The sequence below is a fragment of the bacterium genome, from assembly GCA_037147175.1.
In the GTDB taxonomy this organism is placed as follows: domain Bacteria; phylum Cyanobacteriota; class Vampirovibrionia; order Gastranaerophilales; family UBA9971; genus UBA9971.
Genome location: JBAWVS010000007.1, coordinates 42656 through 63501 on the forward strand (window position 1 = coordinate 42656; position 20846 = coordinate 63501).

18 protein-coding genes are annotated in these 20846 nt (G+C 33.1%); 7 read left to right on the top strand and 11 right to left on the bottom strand.

The window, feature by feature from the left end:
• Positions 1-19 precede the first annotated feature (19 nt).
• Positions 20-3196, bottom strand: coding sequence for a DEAD/DEAH box helicase (locus tag WCG23_03055; GenBank protein ID MEI8388844.1), 3177 nt, complete (start codon positions 3194-3196; stop codon positions 20-22).
• Between the two features lie 346 nt (positions 3197-3542).
• On the opposite strand from WCG23_03055, the gene WCG23_03060 reads away from it, so the two are divergent.
• Complete coding sequence (locus WCG23_03060) at positions 3543-3689, top strand: hypothetical protein (GenBank protein MEI8388845.1); 147 nt, start codon at positions 3543-3545, stop codon at positions 3687-3689.
• Between the two features lie 19 nt (positions 3690-3708).
• Here the strand turns inward: WCG23_03060 and WCG23_03065 are convergent, their stop codons facing one another.
• Positions 3709-4629: a hypothetical protein gene (locus WCG23_03065; protein MEI8388846.1), complete on the bottom strand. Its 921-nt coding sequence runs from the start codon at positions 4627-4629 to the stop codon at positions 3709-3711.
• Between the two features lie 301 nt (positions 4630-4930).
• On the opposite strand from WCG23_03065, the gene WCG23_03070 reads away from it, so the two are divergent.
• Positions 4931-5308, top strand: a complete 378-nt coding sequence (locus WCG23_03070) for a hypothetical protein (protein ID MEI8388847.1) — start codon at positions 4931-4933, stop codon at positions 5306-5308.
• A gap of 36 nt (positions 5309-5344) precedes the next feature.
• A complete protein-coding gene (locus WCG23_03075) occupies positions 5345-5806 on the top strand; it encodes a YbhB/YbcL family Raf kinase inhibitor-like protein (protein ID MEI8388848.1) in 462 nt (153 codons plus the stop codon).
• A 1-nt stretch (position 5807) separates the two neighbouring features.
• On the opposite strand, the gene WCG23_03080 is transcribed toward WCG23_03075, so the two are convergent.
• Entirely contained in the window at positions 5808-6155 is a 348-nt protein-coding gene (locus tag WCG23_03080) for a hypothetical protein (GenBank protein ID MEI8388849.1), read from the bottom strand.
• Between the two features lie 319 nt (positions 6156-6474).
• Here WCG23_03080 and WCG23_03085 point away from each other — a divergent pair, with 319 nt between their 5' ends.
• The gene (locus WCG23_03085; protein ID MEI8388850.1) at positions 6475-6978 is read left to right on the top strand and encodes a hypothetical protein; all 504 of its coding nucleotides are present in this window, start codon (positions 6475-6477) and stop codon (positions 6976-6978) included.
• Positions 6979-7225: 247 nt separating this feature from the next.
• Positions 7226-9424 (top strand): S-layer homology domain-containing protein, encoded by a 2199-nt coding sequence (locus tag WCG23_03090; GenBank protein ID MEI8388851.1) that lies wholly within the window; start codon positions 7226-7228, stop codon positions 9422-9424.
• A 75-nt stretch (positions 9425-9499) separates the two neighbouring features.
• Here the strand turns inward: WCG23_03090 and WCG23_03095 are convergent, their stop codons facing one another.
• Entirely contained in the window at positions 9500-10771 is a 1272-nt protein-coding gene (locus WCG23_03095) for a 3-deoxy-D-manno-octulosonic acid transferase (GenBank protein MEI8388852.1), read from the bottom strand.
• Between the two features lie 180 nt (positions 10772-10951).
• Between WCG23_03095 and WCG23_03100 the strand changes: the two genes are divergently transcribed.
• Positions 10952-11755, top strand: a complete 804-nt coding sequence (locus WCG23_03100) for a DUF4258 domain-containing protein (GenBank protein MEI8388853.1) — start codon at positions 10952-10954, stop codon at positions 11753-11755.
• Between the two features lie 18 nt (positions 11756-11773).
• Here WCG23_03100 and mutS read toward each other — a convergent pair whose 3' ends face one another.
• Positions 11774-14365, bottom strand: a complete 2592-nt coding sequence (gene mutS / locus WCG23_03105) for a DNA mismatch repair protein MutS (GenBank protein MEI8388854.1) — start codon at positions 14363-14365, stop codon at positions 11774-11776.
• 222 nt (positions 14366-14587) lie between these two features.
• On the opposite strand from mutS, the gene WCG23_03110 reads away from it, so the two are divergent.
• Positions 14588-14803 (top strand): hypothetical protein, encoded by a 216-nt coding sequence (locus WCG23_03110; GenBank protein MEI8388855.1) that lies wholly within the window; start codon positions 14588-14590, stop codon positions 14801-14803.
• A gap of 101 nt (positions 14804-14904) precedes the next feature.
• Here WCG23_03110 and typA read toward each other — a convergent pair whose 3' ends face one another.
• The 6 genes from typA to WCG23_03140 all read right to left on the bottom strand — a co-directional run bounded on the left by typA (position 14905) and on the right by WCG23_03140 (position 20837).
• Positions 14905-16704, bottom strand: a complete 1800-nt coding sequence (gene typA, locus WCG23_03115) for a translational GTPase TypA (GenBank protein MEI8388856.1) — start codon at positions 16702-16704, stop codon at positions 14905-14907.
• Between the two features lie 225 nt (positions 16705-16929).
• A complete protein-coding gene (locus tag WCG23_03120) occupies positions 16930-17739 on the bottom strand; it encodes a mechanosensitive ion channel family protein (protein MEI8388857.1) in 810 nt (269 codons plus the stop codon).
• Positions 17740-17922: 183 nt separating this feature from the next.
• A complete protein-coding gene (locus WCG23_03125) occupies positions 17923-18879 on the bottom strand; it encodes a TIGR01212 family radical SAM protein (protein ID MEI8388858.1) in 957 nt (318 codons plus the stop codon).
• A gap of 113 nt (positions 18880-18992) precedes the next feature.
• Positions 18993-19160: a hypothetical protein gene (locus WCG23_03130; protein MEI8388859.1), complete on the bottom strand. Its 168-nt coding sequence runs from the start codon at positions 19158-19160 to the stop codon at positions 18993-18995.
• Positions 19161-19239: 79 nt separating this feature from the next.
• Positions 19240-19674 (bottom strand): hypothetical protein, encoded by a 435-nt coding sequence (locus tag WCG23_03135; GenBank protein MEI8388860.1) that lies wholly within the window; start codon positions 19672-19674, stop codon positions 19240-19242.
• The gene (locus WCG23_03140; GenBank protein ID MEI8388861.1) at positions 19671-20837 is read right to left on the bottom strand and encodes a tetratricopeptide repeat protein; all 1167 of its coding nucleotides are present in this window, start codon (positions 20835-20837) and stop codon (positions 19671-19673) included. Before WCG23_03140 ends, WCG23_03135 begins: the two co-directional genes overlap by 4 nt.
• Positions 20838-20846 lie beyond the last annotated feature (9 nt).

The following is a 20846-nucleotide window of genomic DNA, read 5'->3' on the forward strand; positions in this document are numbered from 1 at the left end:
ATAATTTTTCGGAATAATTTTATAAATCAGGTGTGAGAATATCTTTTATGTCATCAAAAGTGATTGTTTTACCGACATTTCTGTCTGTAGAAATGACGCTGTCCAGCAAATCTTTCTTTCTTTCCTTGAGTTTCATAATTTTTTCTTCAACAGAGCCTTTGGTTATAAGCCTATAAACAAAAACATTCTTGGTTTGACCGATTCTATGGGCTCTGTCGGTAGCTTGATCTTCAACAGCCGGATTCCACCATGGATCATAATGAATTACATAATCTGCTCCGGTAAGGTTTAATCCTGTACCGCCTGCTTTTAAGCTGATTAAAAATACAGGAATTGCGGGATTATTATTGAAATTATTAACTACGGTCTGTCTATCTTTTGTTGATCCTGTAAGATATTCGTATTTAATACCTGTTTTATCAAACCAGTCTTTAACAATATCTAACATCTGCACAAATTGGCTGAATAAAAGGACTCTGTGACCTTCGCTGATGATTTCTTCAAGCATTTCTTTGAGATGTTCGAACTTTCCTGACTCGATAGCACCCATTTTTCCTTCTTTATCGTAAAGCCTCGGGTGACAACACACCTGACGTAAGCGTAAAAGGGCTGAAAATACTGACATTTTACTCTTTTCAAAACCGTCCGCATTAACCTTATCAAATATTTCCTGTCTTGTACTATCAAGCACATCAAGATAAAAATCTTTTTGCTCAGGTGTCATTTTACAGTAAGCGATGTTTTCAATTTTATCAGGAAGATCTTTTGCAATATCTCTTTTCATACGCCTTAATATAAAAGGATAAACTTGCTTTTTAAGGCGATGTTCAACGGTTCTGTCACCTTTTTCTTGAATTGGTACGGCATACCTGTAATTAAATTCGTTTATGTCATACATAAAGCCCGGCATGAGAAAATCAAATGCAGACCACAATTCTGAAAGTCTATTTTCTATAGGTGTACCTGACAAAGCCAATTTATGAGAAGCTTTTAGCAATTTTGCAGACTGGGCAGTAAGTGATTCGTAATTTTTAATGTTTTGGGATTCATCAAGGATAATTGACCTGAATTCAATATGTTTAAGTTGGTCTATATCCCTTCTTAAAAGAGCATAACTGGTAATTACTATGTCATAATCGTTTATATGCTTGAATAATCCTTTTCTTGTTGCTCCCGTCAAGTTCAAACACTTTAATCCGGGAGTAAATTTATCGATTTCTGCTTCCCAGTTAAACACGACAGATGTTGGACAAATTACTAAGCTTGCAGCACTTCCGTCTGTTTCTTTCGCTTTTTGAATGAGTGTCAAAGCCTGTAATGTTTTTCCAAGCCCCATATCATCTGCTAGTATGCCGTTTAAGCCATAAGTATATAAAAACCACAACCAGTTAAATCCTTTTTTCTGGTAATCTCTAAATTCGGCTTTAATTCCTTCAGGCAGCGGGATTTCTTCCATTGAATTAAAAGAGCTGATTTTATCCCAGAATGTCGCAAATTTTTTGCTCATTTTAATAACAGTTTCCTGCTCGGTTAATTCGGCTATAATCCCTGCACGGAAGGTCTTAACTTCATATTTGCCTTCAATTGTTTTAACCGCATCAACCGTAGAAAGACTTTTATTGATTGTCTGGATTTTGCTTGTCGGTATTTCTATATTGCCTTTTGATTCAAGATAAAAATATTTTCTTCCTTGCTGAAAATACTGGTATATTTCATCAAATTCAATACGTTTTTTCCCAACAGTGCAGTATAATTCAATTTCAAATGAATCAGCACTTTTGCAAAAATCAATCTTTGCATTAAATATAAGTGAACTTTCAGATATTTTATATTCAGAAAGATCTTCTTTTTCAATTACCTTCCAGTTTTCACCTGCATTTGGGAGTAAATAGCTGAAAAAATCAATGGCATTATCTCCGTCTATAGCAAGGTTATTAGTTTGCATTGGAGCAAATCTGCTCTGCAAAAGCTGTTTATAAGCCTGTTCTTCCAGTTCAAGATTTCTTTTTACCCAGTAAATAATATTTTCTTCAGGTTTTTTTACAGTTACGTAAGGAGTTTTTTCAGCAAGTTTTCCGTAAGGAACTATAGTTCCGTCATATTCAAACTCAAGAGTGGCTTTAATATTATTCTCATCTGACTTTTCCAGAGTAATAACATTTATCGGCACTGTATGAAGAAGATCAAGGTTATCCAGAGTATCATAAACTTCCACAGTCATAAGTTTTTTAAGGTTTGGAAGTTCTTCATAAACGAATTGTCCTCCGTCAGCATCTCTTATATCTGTAAAAGTCGACTTTGTAAGATGGTGAGGAAGTCGGGAAAGAGCTGTATCTAGCGGAAATATTACGCTTTTGTATTTGCCCCATTTTATTGATTTAGAAAAATAAAAAATTTCTTCAAGCGGTAATTCATCATCAGGCTTAGACCTTTGCCAGTGAAGTGCCAGCAAAACATTGCCCACTATTGAAACATTGACTTTTAACACAAGTTTTAGCGGAACAGATGAAAAAACAAGCCTTTTTTGCGTTTCGCTGTCTGATATTTCTTCTACCTGCGCAAGAAATTGCATTAAATTATCAATTTTACTCATTGGAATATTAAACCATACGACATTTTTGTTAATATTTGCATTTTGATAAAGATATTGCATCAAAGCCAGTTCGCGTTTCTGCACATCAGTGAGTTCAAATGCTGTCCCTGCTGCTTTTTGCATAGCAACTATTGCTCTTAATACAGGTTCTATATTTGTTACTGTTTTGTTCTCATTGCTCCTGTCAAGAACTTGAACTCCAATAAATTTAGGGTTCGGTCTTGTGTTAAGCACAAATTTATAACTCCCTTGCGGATTTAAAATTTCAGGAGGAGTCTCATCTTCAAAAATAAATTCCTGCCCTGTTTGTTCAGTAACGAAAGTCTCAAAAAAATGTTTTTTTATGCTATAAAGTCCTACGCATACAGCATGTTTGCACCATTCTTCTTCGAGAGGGCACGAGCATTCAGCCGTTACTTTTTCTTGAGAAAAATGCAGTTTAATCTCGTAACTATCCTGAAAAGACCCTTTTACTTTTGCGGTTAAAATCTCATTTTCAAGTTTTGAACCTAAAACCATTTTTTTCTTGTAATAATCATATCCTCTTCGCCAGCTGCCCGGTGCTGCGAGGTCTTTTATATATTTAAAGTTGAAATTAATCAATACAGACAAACTCCAGTGATAATCTATACTCCGAAAATTAGAGATAATTGTATTTCTTACTAATTAACTCGAATTGCTAATTAAATTTATGCGTGATTGAGAGGAGAGGATTTAGACTCTACGAGGCAATCCATTTTATTTTTAATGATTGCTTCGATTTGCTCGCAGTGACGATTTTAGCGATTTTGCAATTCGAGTTAATTATACATCAAATTCGCAATTTTGGCATAATCAAGAGGATCATGAATATTAAGATTTGTTTTTAAAATATTCTTCAACTGTCAATTTTTTTTCAGGAGTTTTTATCTAAGTGTTGGTTTATAAAATCCTTAATAAGATGAGTAAAATGCAAATAAATTCTTTTAACAAAAATCAAATTTCATTTACAGGTGTTACAAATACAACTGAAAAACCTATTAGAGATAGAATCAATATCTGGCAGAAAGCTGTATATCTATGGGGAAATTTTTTGCAGAAGCTGATAAATCTCTAAAATAAAAAAATATTCTCAATCAAAGTTTAACATCTCTGGTAAAAAGTCCTATGCTTTTTACCAGTTTGCTTTTTTTATCTACAATCAATACGAAATTTGTATAATCATACAATTCGTAAAACGAATCTATATTTTCTTTTTTATATTGTTTTTTAATAATTTTTAAACACTCCGCAAGCGGTAAATTTTTAGGAATCAAGTTGACCCAGGTTAATAATCCGCTTTCGAACTTTAAAATAGCTTTGTCATAGTAATAACCAGCATTTCCTAATTCGTTCGACAAAACATAAATAGAATTTGTTTCAGAATTATCATCTTGATACGGTATTATATTGGGGTATTCACTTGTAAAATCTCTTTCAAGAGTTGTTCCAGGTTCAATATTCTTAAATTTTTCAAAAAATTTCTGCCTCATTGAAGGAATAATAATCTTTTTTGAATTTTCATCTGTTGAAGAAAATGGAGACTTATTAAAATAAGTTATACTTTTAGCATTTTTACTTATTTTGTCTGAAGAAATATTGAAAAAATCATAATTATAATAATCCAAATCTTGATTATCAGTAACATTTATATCTGTAGAATTTCCGTATATTGACACAAATCTTGAGATTTTTATATTATGAGCAAGATTAAACTCTATCCAATCCAGTTTGTTATTTTTAAAGCCAACTCTAATTGAGCTATAAACATCACCCGAACAAGGTTTTAACTTCATTATAGTAATGCCGCCTGTGTATACCTCCAAATCAGAGTCGTTAATTTTTGAAAATATTTTTTTAAATTCTTTGAGTGTTGTATGTCCGTATTCAATTTTTTCAGGAGAATATTTTTTTAAATTTTGCAACTCAGGCAGTTTATCAGGAAAAACGCAAGCCGAGCTGAAAATTATAATAAGTATTAAAAAAATTATAAGAAGTAGTTTATTTATTCTATTCATTTTTTTACACCGATTAGCGATACAAATTTCCTTATTTTATTTTATAAAAAATATTTGAATTTTTTTACCGCCATAAAGATGAACTCTAACGATATTTGCAATATCTAATACTTTTGACCTAGTTATGTTAAGAAATATATAATTCAATATTTTCTTTTTATTTCTGTTTGTTACTTATGTTTAAAAAAAAATTTTTAAATGTAATGTAAATTTTTACTCTTGAGATTACTTAAATGAAACAAGATGATTAAAAAATAAATTATATGTAAATAGATTGTATTATAGAACAGGTGGTTGAATTATGAATGTAAGTAGCATAAAAAATAGCAATTTAGCCTTTGGCTCCTTTGGCGTTGTTGTACAAAATTTACAGGACGAAAATAAAACATTCGGGATACTTAAACAAAGTATTAATGAATCAAATCCGGAAACAAGAATAACTCTACATAAAACTAAATTATTTCCGGGATTTAACAGTGAACCCAGATATTCAATATATGAAGTAACCGGACGGAATATGGAGATGGAACAGCGTTTGCTTGATACTTTTAAAACTTCAGGACTAAGAGTTATACCTACAGAGGTTTCTCCCGAAACAAGGGCGGCAGAAGGCTTAAAAAATCTTACAAATGCCGCTAAAGTTCAAGAAGAAATTGTAAAATTAGATATAAATGCTTAAACTCTATATCTAAATTTAAAATGGGGGTATAAAAATATGAAATTATCAAGTGATGTTTTTGAAAATAACAAAACTATTCCTTCTAAATACACTTGTGACGGTGAAGATATTTCTCCGCCATTAAAAATAGAAGACGTTCCTGAAACAGCGAAAAGTCTCGCTCTGATTTGTGATGATCCTGACGCAACGATAGGAACTTTTGTCCATTGGGTAATCTATAATATCCCTGCAGGCACAAAAAAAATTAAAGAAAACATTCCGAAAACAAAAAAACTCGCAGACGGAAGCCAACAAGGTATAACTGATTTTGGAAGTGTAAGTTTCGGTTATGGAGGACCTTGCCCGCCATCAGGAACCCACAGGTATTTTTTCAAACTTTATGCACTCGATAAATCACTAATTTTTGAGTCTGCTGCAACTAAGTCTCAATTAGAAACAGCTATGCAAGGGCATATTATTGAAGAATCAAATTTAATAGGACTTTATAAACGCAAATAAATTATGCCCAGTCTTCCGCATAAAATTTATCTATTTCAATTATTTTGCCTTCTTTATCACCTTTTATATAAAGTTCTATAAATTCTAGTATTTTTTCACCCGGAATTTTATAATTATATATAAAAGGATGCATTCCCTGACTTATCAGGACTTTTACTATGTAATAGCATTCATTTGCACTTTTAATAAGATTTTCTTCATCAAAATGCTTGCCATTTAAATCCGATTTCATACAAACAAAAAAATATCCGTCTTTGCATCTGTTAATATTTTCATCGTTACAAACAGGTGTACTTTTTTTATTTTTAGCAAAAATATCTATAACTTTTTTATTAATTTTGTCTGTCATCTTAGTTGCACCGATTGTTATTAATTAATATATTTTTCATTCTATATCATTATTTTACAAATGTATAATTTGTAAATTTTTTTTTACTTATCCGAAAATTAATTAAATCGCCATCCTTAAAAAATAAACATTTGCGGATTCTTCACTAATATTTAGTAGCTAATCTAAAGATTTATATCTTTTTGGTAATAATAAATTTATATATTAGTAAAAAAAATTAGTAATCATGGTAATGAATCTAATCAATTTAAATTTAATAATTCCTAAAGTAATAGTGTAATAGAAATTATTTTAAAGAAAATAACCATGAGGAAGGGGAATGATAAATAACGCAAAAACTATCGTATCTGGGACATTCAAATCAGAAAAAGATTTATCATTGGCAATAAATTGGCTAGATGAGAACGGAATTGCAAAAGAAGATATAAATGTCTTAATTTCTGATAATTGTCCGGATAAAAATTTTAAAATAAAAACCTTAAATAAAGTTCCTGAAATAACAGTTAGGGGTTTAACTACAGGAACTATAACAGGTGCAATTTTAGGAAGTTTGTCTTTTGTGGGGATTATAATTGTTCCTGCAATAGGTATAGCGATAGCAGGGCCTGTAATAGGATTATCAACAGGAATTGCTATAGGAGCAGTTTCAGGCAGCGTTATAGGAGCTTTTGTCGGAATGACAATTCCAAAGTATGAAGCTGTATTCTTTGATGAAAAAACTGACAAAAGTATTCTTTTAGTTACAAAAGCGGATAAATCTTTGAAAAACATAATAAAAAGGAAATTTAGCGACCTTGGCGCAACAAATACAGCTACACAGTAGTTATCAAGGGGAATCAGATATCTATAAGTATAAGCTTTTAGATTTTATATTAAGGAGATAAAAAATTATGCATTTTAAGCAAAGTAATCAATAAGTATTAGCAAATATAAACAAGGAGGTATCTATAGATATAGAATTTATTTTACGTAAAAGAATTTAAATACATGTTTATCAGAACTTATTAATCCCGAAAATATCGGGAAAGGTAAAATCATTATCTTTATTAAATTTGTTAAGGAGGAAAGAAATGAATTTTAAAAAACTATCACTTGCTGCAGCACTTTCAATAGGAATTTTAACTGTAAACAGCATAGCAAATGCGGCATGTCCTGTTGCACAACAGTTGATTCCTATACAGCCTGCTGTACCGATTGTACAGACAGCCGTACCTATGCAGTTATGCCCAAGATGCCATGTAAATCCATGTACCTGTCAAGCTGTTGTACCACAATATAATGCATGTGACGCTCAAATAAGCGCCGCTTTACCAAACACTCACCCACATGCTAAAACTTTTGAAAGACAAGCTTTTGCGTTCCCCAGTTTAGGAAATTCATCAGTTGTTATGCCTAAAGGAAGTGAACTTGTTCAAATTGGCGGACACCAAGAAGCAATTGCCCTAAGTGATACCTGTCCTTCAGGTTTAGTAGCAGCTCCTGAGTACGGCGGAGCGCTCACGCTTTTTCCAAAAAATATGACAGGTGCAGCAGCACCATTTGGAGCTGTATGTCCTAATCAGATTATGCAGGGAACGGATATTTCAAGATGTAATATTCCAAATTCTACGAGTATTTTGCAATCAAATTATTTAAATTCACTACAAACCGGTGCAGCCGTTCCTATAGAACCTTTTAGCGGAGCATCTGCAATACTTCAGCCTTCTGTTAGCGGCTTTGCGGCTCCTATAGTACAACAACAATTGCCATCTGGTTTTGCAGCACCATTGTCTCCTTTTAACAGTTTTAGCGGTGCAGCAGCTCAATTAAGAGGTTGTCCTATCCCTATTGAAACATCCAGCGGTTTGCAATTTCAAAAAACAGAGTTAATTCCTGTTGCACCTATCTCAACCGGCGCTGCTTGCCCTGTAGGCGATCAGTATCCTGACGTTAGTTCAAATACACCTTCAGGATGTGATATCAATACAGAAACCTGTCAGGGTGTTCTTGCAGGTTATCCTGATAAATATTACAAGCCAAATGATTCTCTTAAAAGATCTGAACTTGCTGCTGCTATAGTTGCGGGTTTTGACCTCAGAAATGTACCGGCATATTCAAAACAGATATTCTCTGACGTTTCACTTTGCCATTGGGCAAAAGCAGCTATAGATAAGGCTTACAACAGAGGTATAATTACCGGAAATACATGCAATAAATTCAGACCTGAAGAATCTGCTACAAATGCGGAAACATTAAGCGCATTAGCAAAATTGATTCCTGCAAGTGTTGCACCATGCGATATACAAAGCGTATTAGCAGCATATCCTGATTCAAATGAACTCCCTGATTGGGCAAAAGCTTCTGTAGCTAAAGCACTAAATGCAGGCGTTACAAAATGTTTACCTGATTCTGCACATATCAAACCTAATTTACCAACACAAAGAACAGACATTGCAACAATGATTAAATCATTGAGAGAAAAACTTTGTCTTGAAACTGCAAAAGTAGCACCATGCGGAGCAGCAGCTGTTTGTCCTACATATCAGCCTCAAGTTGTTAGCGGAACAATTCCTACACTTAAAGTTCAAATGGAAGACATTGTAACTGCAAGAACAAGTTTAATCGGCGATGTTTTTGTAGCAAAAACAATCGAACCGGTAACAATCAACGGTCAATCATTCCCTTGCGGTTCACAGGTTAGAGGCAGAGTTGTTGAAGTTATCAGACCCGGAATGGGCGATAACGGCGGCATCAGGCTAGGTTTTAACAGCATTAAAAGCGGAAGCTGCGTAGCAGATTTACCTAAAGATGTACTTTCAGCGACTGTTATTAAAGAGAAAAATCCTAATATTGTTGGAAGAACGCTAGCATGGCCATTCACATGGACAGGTAAAGTTGTAGGTATAGCAGGCAGAACAGTTGGAACAACAGCAACAGTTGCAGCTAATGCTTCTGAAGGCGTACTTAACAACTTTGGTAACGGCACTAACGAAGTATTCAACGGTAAATTCCTGGCAGCAGGAAGAAGCTATTTTTCTTCACTCAGAGAAGGCGTAATGGGACCTGTTGACATTGTAAAAACTGCGTTTAGCGGAACAGCAGGTATTCTTAAAGAATCAGGAGATGAAATTGCTTATGTAGTTTCTCCGGATGGCGCAAGAATAGCTCAAGTTAACCCAAGAGAAAAACTTTCTATTGCCTTTGGCGGTTGCGGTTCAACAGGTGCAGCTGCACCCATAATAAGCCCTTGCGCACCGGCTTGCGCTCCGGCATGTGATCCTTGCAAATAATACAAAGTAATATTTTTAATATTTGCAGTTAATAGTGGCAAAGAGGCTGGTTTTACAATCAGCCTCTTTGCTTTGTTATAAATAACTTCTAAACTTTTCAACAGCAAAATCAAGTGCGCCTTTGTTTTGCTCAAAAATACTTAAACAAGCTTCGCTTGCTGCTGAGTATTTTTCTTTATTTTTAAACAATTCTCTTATATTTACCGAAAGTTCATCTTCATTATTTACAATGGTGGCTGATTTGTTATCAGCCATAAATTTAAAAATATCCTTGAAATTAAAAACATCCGCACCTGAAACAACAGGAATACCGTAAATAGCAGCTTCTAAAGGATTATGTCCGCCTGTGCCTGAAAAACTTCCGCCTATAAATGCAATTTTTGCCACAGAATAAAGTTTGCTCAACTCTCCCATTGTATCCAGCAAAATTATATCTGTATTTTTAAAATGACTTTGCTTGCTCCTTAAACCAATTTTGAAGCCTGTTGCACAAATCAATTTTAATACCTGATCGTTTCTTTCTGGATGTCTGGGTGCAATTAATAATTTAAGATCTTTAATTTCGATTTTAAGCCTTTTATAAACGTTAATAATTGTTTCATCTTCGCCTTTATGTGTACTGCCTGCAATTAAAATATTGTAATCGCTTGATTTTATTGAGTATTTAAGTTCCTTGATTTCATCTTTAGTTAGTATATTTGCAATATCAAATTTTAAATTCCCCATAACTTCGACATTATTTGAAGAAGCACCTATATCTATAATTCTGTTTTTATCGTCATCGCTTTGCATGAGTATAAGAGAAAAATTTTTCAAAACTTTTTTAAAGAAAAATCTGATTTTTTTGTAACCTTTGTAGGAATTAGGAGAAATTCTACCGTTTACAAGAAGAAGAGGGATGTTTTTTTTGTTAACTTCATGACAAAAAGCAGGCCAAATTTCAGTTTCGGCAATAACTACGATTTTAGGATTTAAGGCATTAATTGCTGCATTTACTGAAAATTTATTGTCATAAGGAAAATATGAAATTATGTCAGCAACATTTTTTAATTTATTTTGAGCTACCTGCTGTCCGGTTTTTGTTACGGTAGTAACTGCTATATTGTATTCAGGAAATTCGATTTTTGCTTTTTTTACCAGTGCTTCTACTGCGTTAACTTCGCCAACTGACACAGCGTGGAACCATATAGACTGCTTTGTGATTTTATTTTCTTTTATATTGGCATAAAACCCTAATTTATTCCAAAAACCAGCTCTGAATTTGGGTTTTATTAAAAAAGCAGCCAGAATTAGCGGGCTAAAAAGGATTGAGAGAAATATTACTGCTATGTTATATAATATGTACAATTTTTAAGTTACTTATCCGTATTTATTACCTACAGTGCTATTTTAGCATAAGAGGCTTTTTTGATTACAAAAACTTATCTTAATATAACTTTAAACTAACACTTTTTTGCGCAATTTTTTTATTCACAGTAGTTAATTTACATGTAAATAACAATAATTATGGAAATATGGGACAAAAATATGATATTAGGGCAAATTAGATTTATTTCACCATATATTTCGCAAAAGCAAAATAATCCAATCAACACAACTAAAACAATTTCTTTTGGAACCCAGCTTGTTAATGTTGACAACCTAAAATTCACAAACCATGCAAAAGAACGTATGAAAGAAAGAAATATCAGTTTAGAAGATATAAAAAAAGGAATTAAAGATGGTAAAGCTTATTACGAAAAAACAAATACTCGTGTTGTAGTCCTTGCAAAAGGAAATGAAGGCAAATCATTGTTTGTAGTTATGGATCCGACAAGAACAACCGTTATAACCGTTTATCATTCGAACTACGATAAGTATAACAGTAAATTTGTAATTACAAATAATGGAACACTACTAAAATCAGGTTATAAATTTTTTCCTTTGTCTGAAACTCACACACCGAATAGAATAGAAACCAGAAACGGCGGTTATAAAGATGTATTAATTGATGGTACTGTTGTTAAAGAACATATAATAACGGAAAATGGCGGTTATAAAGATGTATTATCCGATGGTACCGTTATAAAAGAACGAACAATAACAGAGAATGGCAGTTATAAAGATGTATTAAACGGTAAAGTAGTAAAAGAATATATAGTAACTGAAAACGGCTACAAAGAAATAGGAACTGACGGAAAACCGATGAAAGTTGTTGTTAAAGATAAGAATAATCAATATTATTTCTATTTACCGGCAGAAGGAATAATAAAGCACAGAGAAACCAGATACACTAAAGATAAACCTGAATTTAATCAACTTAAAAAAAAGTTTTTTTCTGAATATAAATAAAACAAAATATATTTTTAATTACTCTACAAACAGCGATAACTGAGGTGTATCCACATCAGGTTCATCAAAACTTTTTTTCTTGGACGAAATTTTTGCAGAATAATCTTTTTGCATCCTGTTCATAAGGTTTTGAGCCCTATTAACTACAGAATCAGGTAGCCCCGCCATCTTTGCTACATGAATACCATAGCTTTTGCTTGCTCCACCCTCTACAACACGCCTGATAAACTCAAGTTCGCCTTCTTTTTCGGAGATTGTCATTCTATAATTTTTTATTTCAGGGAATTTTTCACACATTACATTAAGTTCATGATAATGAGTAGCAAATATTGTCCTTGCTTTAATCTTTTGAGAAATGTACTCAGCAACGCTCCAAGCAATAGCTACACCGTCATAAGTCCCTGTACCCCTTCCAATTTCATCAAGAAGTATAAAACTTCTTTCTGTTGCGGAATTTAGAATATATGAAGTTTCGTTCATCTCCACCATAAATGTTGATTGCCCCGTTGAAAGATCATCAACACCTCCAACTCTGGTAAATATTTTGTCAACAATACCAATCTGCGCATGAGAAGCAGGAACATAACTTCCTATTTGAGCAAGGATTAAGATAAGTGCATTTTGGCGCATAAATGTTGATTTACCTGCCATATTCGGACCTGTTAAAATCATAAGAACGGGTAAATTATCATCAACAGAAGAAATCAAATCATTATTGCCTCTTATACACAAATCATTCGGCACATAGCTGCCTAAAGGCAAAAGCTGCTCAATAACAGGATGGCGTCCGTCCTTGATTAAAATGCTTGTTGACTCATTAATTTCCGGCTTAATATAGTTTAATTCTGAAGCAACTTCTGCAAAAGACAGTAATACGTCAAGTACAGCCGTTGATTTTGCCAAATCCCTGATAGGGTTAACAATTTCTTTTGAATATTCCCTAAAATTGCAATATATTTGGTACTCTAAGCCTATTGATTTTGTTTCCGCGCTTAAAATTTCTTCTTCATGCTTCTTAAGCTCAGGAGTGATGTATCTTTCGGCATTAGAAAGAGTTTGTTTTCTGATGTAATTTTCAGGAACAAGACTTGTATTTGAATGTGTAACTTCGATAAAAAACCCGAAAGTTTTGCTAAATCCTACTTTAAGAGATTTTATTCCTGTTCTTTCTCTTTCGTTATTTTCAAAATCAGCCAACCATTCTTTACCGTTTCCCAGAAGAGATTTTAAATAGTCTAAATCTTTATTCACGCATGATTTAATAAGATTTCCTTCTTTAATACCGACAGGTGCAGCTTCGTCTATGGTTTTTTCAATAATACATGCAAAATCTGTAATTTCCTGATTAATTTGCGAAAATTGATTTAGAAGAGGAGATTTCATATTAAACAAAATTTTTCCAAATTCGGGAAATAACTTCAACGAATCTCTTAAAGCAATAAAATCACGCCCATTCGCTGAATTATTACTTATTTTTGTTGCCAGCCTTTCAATATCATATACTTTGTCTAGCAGAGAGCTTAATTCAAATCTTGTTTTTGAATTTTCAATAAGTTCTTCATTAGCTTCCTGTCGTTTTTTTATTTCTAAAATATTTTGTAAAGGCTGCTGTATCCATTTTCTGAGAAGTCTTGCACCCATATTGGTTTTTGTTCTGTTTATTGCCCAAAACAGGCTTCCTTTGTAATTATTATCTCTAACTGTCTGGACAAGTTCAAGATTTCTCGCCGCATTAGCATCTATCGAAACAAATTCGTCCATATTGTACGGAATAATCACATCAAATTTAGGCAGGTCGGTTTTTTGAGTTTCTTGAAGATAATCAATAATTGCACCTGCTGCAACCAATCCCTGCGTATATTCAGGAAAACCGAATCCTTCAAGCGAATTAACATCAAATATTTGTTTAATTTTTTCAAGTGCATTTTCTGTAGAAAAAGCCAGTGTAGGTCTTATTGTACAGTTATAATTATGAGTAATTTCTTCGGGCAAATCTAAAGTTTCTTCAGGGACAATCTGAAATGGTTTTAACTGTTTTTTACCGACCACACCTATTATTTCTGAAGGAGAAATCCTGTTTAATTCGGCTAAAAGACTATTATAAGTGAGCTTCGAGATTCTAAATTCGCCTGTTGAAATATCAATATAGGCTAAACCGTAAAAATTATCATTTTTAGCTTTGAACACAGAAGCCAGATAATTATTTTTTGAAGCATCCAAAAGATTCGTTTCTGTAATAGTGCCTGCCGTTATGGTTCTTACTACTTGTCGTTCTACAAGCCCTTTAGCCAGAGAAGCATCTTCCATTTGTTCGCAAATTGCAACTTTATGACCTTTTTCAAGAAGCTTTGCAATGTAATTATCAGCTGCTTTTTGGGGAACTCCTGCCATAGGAATCCTTCCCAGTTTTCCGCCTTCTCTTCCGGTTAAAGTAAGCTCAAGATCTTTTGCAGCTATAACTGCATCTTCGAAGAACATTTCATAAAAATCCCCCATCCGATAAAACAATATCACGCCCTGATTGTCTTTTTTTATATCAAGGTATTGTTTTACCATTGGAGTGGCGTCTTCAGGGTTAACATCCCTTGTGTTTAAATAGTCTTCGCTCATAAATATTTAACTCAAATATAAATAATTCTTTATTATAAAACTAAACCACACACAAGAAAAAGCGTCAATTAAGACGCTTTTAGAGTTGATTTTAAGTATATAATTTATGAAAGAATCATTAAGTATTGTAACGTTTTTCTTATATATTGAATATGACGGCAATATTTTTTTTTTATATATATATAGAGAACAGCGTAACCCCCGAAAACAAAGGACAAGAAGATGGCGATAGGAGCAAAAGACATAGTTGATAAAGCTTTAGTTCTACAATATGCAACTATCCAAACAAATAAATTCGATGAAGTAAAAATAAGCCCTGAAGATATGTGGAAAAATATTAATATGATGGCAATGTCTTATAAAGTCCACTCTGATTTAAAAAGAACAATGAATATCCCGAAACCACAGGTTGCTCTTAAGGCTTTCTGGGATAAATAAAAAAGTTTAGTTAATATTAATTGTAGGTATATGTGTTGTGTGTGTTTTATCCTCCTAATCAGGAGGATTTTTTTTTGCAATAAAACTACACTAATAAAGATTTATCTTAACTTAACCCAGTCTGCTTTACGTATGCGGATGTTCTCAGGTGTGATTTCCAGTAATTCGTCTTCGCCTATGTATTCAAGACAGTCTTCGAGCGATAATTGTCTTGGAGTTGAAAGAGTTACCATTACATCAGCCGTAGCACTACGCATGTTTGTAAGTTTTTTTGTTTTACAAACATTAACCAGAATATCCTGTGGTCTGTTATGTTCTCCCACAACCATTCCGCGATAAACTTTTGTTTTAGGGGTTACAAAGAAAACTCCTCTGTCTTCAAACTGCTGCAAAGCGTAGGGAATTGCTTCACCTGTCTCAAATGCAATTAGTGAACCGTTTCTTTGCTTTTGAATATCTCCGACAAGCGGTTTGTATGAATCAAAGTTATGATACATAATGCCTTCGCCTCGGGTCATTCTGATAAATTCGTTTCTAAAACCTATTAAACCTCTTGCAGGAATAACAAAATTCATATTTGTACGTATTCCGTTAGAAACCATGTCAAGCATTTCTGCCTTGCGCCATGCCAGTTTTTCAATACAACTTCCTGTAAATTCGTCAGGTACGTCGATTAATAAACTTTCAAAAGGCTCATGTTCTTGACCGTTAATGTTTTTAAAAATTACTTCAGGTTTACTTACTTGAAACTCATAGCCTTCACGTCTCATGGTTTCAATAAGTATTCCGAGGTGAAGCTCACCTCTTCCGCTAACTTTAAAAATTTCAGTACTGTCAGTGTCTTCAACTCTTAAACTTACATTCTTTTCTAATTCTTGATAAAGTCTTTTTCTTACCTGACGTGAAGTAACAAATTTCCCTTCCTGTCCTGCGAATGGTGAATCATTAACGGAAAAATTCATTTTTAAAGTTGGTTCATCTACATTAATGAGCGGTAGAGCTTCAGGACTTTCTATAGAAGAAACTGTTTCACCGATTTGAATATCGGGGAACCCTGCTATACCGATAATATCTCCCGCATAAGCAGCATCAAGATACGTTCTTTCAAGCCCTTCAAATCCTATAATTTTTGATACCCTGTTTCTTACAATATTGCCGTCTCTGGTAATAAGGCTTGCCTGCTGGTTATTTTCAATTTTGCCGTTTACTATTCTGCCGATGGCTATTCTACCTAAATATTCACTGTAATCCAGAGTTGTTACATGAAATTGCAAATTGCTGTTAATTTTGCCTTTGGGCGGCTTTATATTGTCAATAACTGCATCAAATAAAGGTTTAAAGCTGTCACTTTCTTCATCGATTTCATTTTTTGCAACACCTGTAAGCGCATTGGTATAAACCACAGGGAAATCGTGATGCTCTTCTTTGTCGGTTAATTCAAGGAAAAGTTCAAATACTTTATCGAGAGCGGCATGCGGATCTGCTCCCTGTCTGTCTATTTTATTTATTACCACAATCATTTTCAGTCCTAATTCAAGAGCTTTTGATAGAACAAAACGTGTTTGAGGCATCGGGCCTTCTGCTGCATCAACAATAAGCAAAGCTCCGTCTACCATACTGAGTACACGTTCTACTTCTCCGCCAAAATCAGCGTGTCCCGGAGTATCTACAACGTTTATTATGTAGTCGCCATAGTTAATACATAAATTTTTTGAAAGAATTGTTATGCCTCTTTCTCTTTCGAGGTCATTTGAATCCATAACTCTTTCCTGCACAACTTCATTGTCGCGAAAAACTCCGCTTTGCTTCAGCATACAATCAACTAGAGTTGTTTTGCCATGATCTACGTGTGCTATTATTGCTATATTTCTTAATTTAGAAATATGGTTTTTATCTGTCATTTGAAAATCTTCCTTACTTTAATATTTCTGCACTCTTCTCATAATCTCATTTATTTCGATTATAGTTTTAAATATTGATCTCTGCCTTTTAATATTGTTTAAAAACAAAAAACTTGGTGAATATAAATAATTTACCAAAAACTTGACTATAAGTATAATAATAATTCCAATAAGACTAAAAATCAAAGAATATCGTAGGATTTAATTTTTCAGAAAAGAATAATACTACGGAATCTGTATATTTAGTTCGTCAAATTTTCTTTTCAGCCTGAGATTAAATTCTCTTGCCACCGCCCATTGTTTGATAGGTTTGGTTTTTATCCTTGATTTGATTATTATTGCCGAATCATTAAATTTTTCCAGACCGAAAATTTCTATTGGCTCTAAAATATCATGTTTATGTTGAGAATTATTTTGTAAATCTTCTCCTATAGTTTTTATAATTTCAATAACATTATCGACATTTTCTTTCGAACTTACACCTATATCAAAAACAGAATAAGAATAATCTTTTGTCATGTTCGTAATTATATCTATTTTGCCGTTTCTAATAAAATGAACATTGCCTTCTATATCTCTTAAAACAACCATTTTTAAGTCAACTTTTTCGACAAGACCGCTTTTGTCTCCTATTTTTATAACATCACCAACTCGAATCTGATCGCCAACAAGTATTATAAATCCGCTTATAATATCCTCAACAAGACGTTGCGAACCAAAACCGACAGCTAATCCTACAACTCCCGCTGCTGCGAGCATCGGACCTATGTTAATACCCAGTTTTTCAAGAATTATCATCGTTCCTACAGATAAAATCAAAACATCCAGAATTGATTTAGTCATTGTACGCAATGTATGGATTCTTTTTTCCAACTCTGAGCCGCAATTAGAACTCACAAAGTTTTTTATAAGTTTTTCTGTAAAGTTGTCTACAAGTTTTAAGGCAATAATCATTAAAACAGCTATAAATATAATTTTAAGTCCGCTCGTTAAAGCCCATTTGACAAGAATATCCAGATAAAATTGTAAATGCATAACTATTTCCTCCAGCTTTATAAAAAATATTAAAATTTTAAATAATTAAAATCATAACTTAAAAATATAATTTATTATACTGAAACGAGTTTGTTTTCAGTAAAACCGGCAAAGCCGGATTTTCCTGAAAAGCATCACTCCTAAAAGCTATAGTGCTTTCGCAAAAAATATTTCATTTCTTAATTACTTTTTCAGAGCACTATAGCTACTAAACTTTGATGACTGAAAAGTTCCGCGTCTTTCTAATTCCCTGTCGATAAGGTTTAAAACTTTGAACTTTTCCGGCAGCCATTTCGGTGCAACAAGAATTTTTTTTAATCCATTTCCTGCAAGTCTGTGTATTACAGTTTTTTGAGGTAATATTTCCAAATAATCGCAAACAATATCAATATATTCCTCGGCAGAAATCGGATTAAATTCTCCCCTAATATACATTTGTTCAAGCTCTGTATCTTTTAAGGCACATAAAAGATGTATTTTTATTCCATCTATACCCAAAGATGCAAGCACTTTTGCTGTTTCAAGCATTTCTTCTCTTGTCTCAGAAGGAAGTCCAATTATTACGTGAGTGCAAATTTTTATATTTTCTCCGTATTTTCGTGTAAGTTCTACTGCTTTTATAAAATCTTCAGCAGAATGCCCCCTGTTTATGAGTTTTAAAGTCTTATTGTGTATTGACTGCAAGCCATATTCCACCCAAACATGATGAGTTTTTGTATATGAATTTATTAATCTTATTTTTTCTTCATCTACACAATCAGGACGTGTTCCAATAGAAAGTCCCACAACTTCAGGATGTGAAACAGCTTCGTCATAGAGTGATTTTAATTTTTCTACAGGTGCATAAGTGTTACTGTAGGCTTGAAAATAAGAAATAAATTTTTTTGCGCCAAATCTTTCAGATAATTTTTTTATACTTGTATTAAGTTGTTCGTTTATTGAAAGCTTGCCGCAGTGAGCTTGAGAAAACGACCCTCCGTCTTCACAAAAAATACATCCGCCCGATGATGTTGTTCCGTCTCGATTTGGGCAGCTAAACCCTGCATCTAAAGTTACTTTATACACTTTGCAGTTAAATAATTCTTTTAGATGTCGGCTATATTGATAATATCTTTTATCAGAGTCTTTAAAAAATTCCAAATAAAACGCTTTTCTTTCTATATTTTATTTAAATATTGAGTAATCAGATAAAACCATAGCCCCCTCTTTCTTAAGAGGGAGCAGGTTTTAAACAAATATTTTTGCTGTTTGTATTATCCGTTTGTCTGATCTTTTGGTGGCGGATATACATAATGTTCACCGCAGCCGGGACACACAACTTCCTGTTGTTTCCCTTCTTCAAGTACAATAACTTCAAACAGGGTTTTGCAGGAGGACTGAACGCATCTTATAGCCCAAACAGGTCTTACAATTCTTGCCATAGTAATAACCTTTCCAGTAAAGTATTTTTCACAAAACTATTTTAACAGATTTATATGGATTTACTCAAGTTTTAATATTTTACACCATTTGTTTGACCATATCGGAAATCCATGGAATTCTTCCATATCTGCCGGTAAAGGCGTAAAATGCAAGGTAAAAATAAAAAATAATTAAAGCTAAACCGACTATTGACTGTCCGCCCGGTAAAGGCAGCGGATATTGAACCAGATAATAAATAATATTCATAACCAGAGTGCCAAAAAACGGAATAATCTGCACTACTGATGCAATTATATTCAGCAATATACTTGCAACATAAATTATTATAGAAAGAAAAATTGATTGAAAAATATGAAATCTTGCAAAAGAAGACAATGATTTGCCTCGCAAATGAGTAATTATTAACCAGACAAATCCTACCATTCCGCTTGTTAAGTACGATAAACTGCTTAATATTCTCTCAGGCATATCAATATATTGTTTTTTAGGAATACTCCCTTTATATCCGCTCATGTGTCTTGCTCCTCTCCCTGATTATTTGTTTTGAGCGGAATTTCAGAGGGGGTAATCTCATTTTCGTTGCTCTGCTCTTTATCCGCTTCATCTAAATGTTTTATGGCATTTTTTGTATATTCTTCAATTGCTTCTGCATACAAAAGATTAATTTCTTGATTTTCCGGCTCAAGTTTAAGTGCAATTCGGTAGTGGTTTATTGCATTTTCGAGATCATTTGTTAAAGTCAGTGTATTTCCAAGCGCAAGATGTGCTATTGTGCTTGTATTGTCGATTTCTATCGCTTTTTCGTAATTTTTTATTGCTTCTTCGTAGTGATTTTCTTCAGCTAAAGTGTTTGCAAGAATAATATATGTTTTTATATCATTCGGATTAAGAATTATTGCTTCTTTATAATAATTAATAGCTTCTGCGGTCTTTCCTGATTCTGATTTAGAAATTCCATAGCACAAGAATATTTTATAATAATTCGGAGCAATATCTATCGCTTTTTCATAATAACTAAAAGCTTCTTCAAATTTTTTCAACTCAGAATATGAATTCGCAATACAAACAAGGGACTTATAATCATTTTTATTTAGATTTACTGCTGTAAGATAATTATTTATTGCTTTGTCTAATTCGTAAGTTTCTTCATAAACACTTGCTAAATTTATAAAATATTCAGGATTTTTCGGATTAATTTTTATCGCTTTTTTATAGCTGTCTATAGCATCCTCATATTTTTGCAGTTCCTGAAAAATAATACCGAGTCCTGAATAGATTTCAGGATTTTTCGGATCAATTTTTATTGCTTTTTTATAATTAATTATAGCGTTTGTATAATTGTGTTTTTTAGCGAAAAGCCCTGCCAGATTTAAAAATACCAGCGAATTATCAGGTTCTATGTTTGCGGCTTTGTTTAGAGTTTTTTCAGATTCGGATAATTCTCCGATTAAAAACAAAAGACTCCCGAGACTGACCAGAGCATCTGTATTTTCAGGTTCTATCTCAAGGAGTTTTTTATATATTTCTATAGACTCGTTGTATTTTTTTTCGAGAGTCAGTATATTTCCTAATACAAAATAAGATCCAGTGTCTTGAGGATTTTCCTGAATCTTTTTTTCACAATCTTTAATTGTTATTTCAGGATCAAAACCCTGATTTTCATACGGATTGTTCATAACTATTTT

Excerpts from the sequence above, each read along its gene's own strand:
- WCG23_03060 (MEI8388845.1), top strand. The coding sequence starts at position 3,543 with ATGCAAATAAATTCTTTTAACAAAAATCAAATTTCATTTACAGGTGTT.
- WCG23_03065 (MEI8388846.1), bottom strand. The coding sequence starts at position 4,629 with ATGAATAGAATAAATAAACTACTTCTTATAATTTTTTTAATACTTATT.
- WCG23_03070 (MEI8388847.1), top strand. The coding sequence starts at position 4,931 with ATGAATGTAAGTAGCATAAAAAATAGCAATTTAGCCTTTGGCTCCTTT.
- WCG23_03075 (MEI8388848.1), top strand. The coding sequence starts at position 5,345 with ATGAAATTATCAAGTGATGTTTTTGAAAATAACAAAACTATTCCTTCT.
- WCG23_03080 (MEI8388849.1), bottom strand. The coding sequence starts at position 6,155 with ATGACAGACAAAATTAATAAAAAAGTTATAGATATTTTTGCTAAAAAT.
- WCG23_03085 (MEI8388850.1), top strand. The coding sequence starts at position 6,475 with ATGATAAATAACGCAAAAACTATCGTATCTGGGACATTCAAATCAGAA.
- WCG23_03090 (MEI8388851.1), top strand. The coding sequence starts at position 7,226 with ATGAATTTTAAAAAACTATCACTTGCTGCAGCACTTTCAATAGGAATT.
- WCG23_03100 (MEI8388853.1), top strand. The coding sequence starts at position 10,952 with ATGATATTAGGGCAAATTAGATTTATTTCACCATATATTTCGCAAAAG.
- mutS (MEI8388854.1), bottom strand. The coding sequence starts at position 14,365 with ATGAGCGAAGACTATTTAAACACAAGGGATGTTAACCCTGAAGACGCC.
- WCG23_03110 (MEI8388855.1), top strand. The coding sequence starts at position 14,588 with ATGGCGATAGGAGCAAAAGACATAGTTGATAAAGCTTTAGTTCTACAA.
- typA (MEI8388856.1), bottom strand. The coding sequence starts at position 16,704 with ATGACAGATAAAAACCATATTTCTAAATTAAGAAATATAGCAATAATA.
- WCG23_03120 (MEI8388857.1), bottom strand. The coding sequence starts at position 17,739 with ATGCATTTACAATTTTATCTGGATATTCTTGTCAAATGGGCTTTAACG.
- WCG23_03130 (MEI8388859.1), bottom strand. The coding sequence starts at position 19,160 with ATGGCAAGAATTGTAAGACCTGTTTGGGCTATAAGATGCGTTCAGTCC.
- WCG23_03135 (MEI8388860.1), bottom strand. The coding sequence starts at position 19,674 with ATGAGCGGATATAAAGGGAGTATTCCTAAAAAACAATATATTGATATG.
- WCG23_03140 (MEI8388861.1), bottom strand. The coding sequence starts at position 20,837 with ATGAACAATCCGTATGAAAATCAGGGTTTTGATCCTGAAATAACAATT.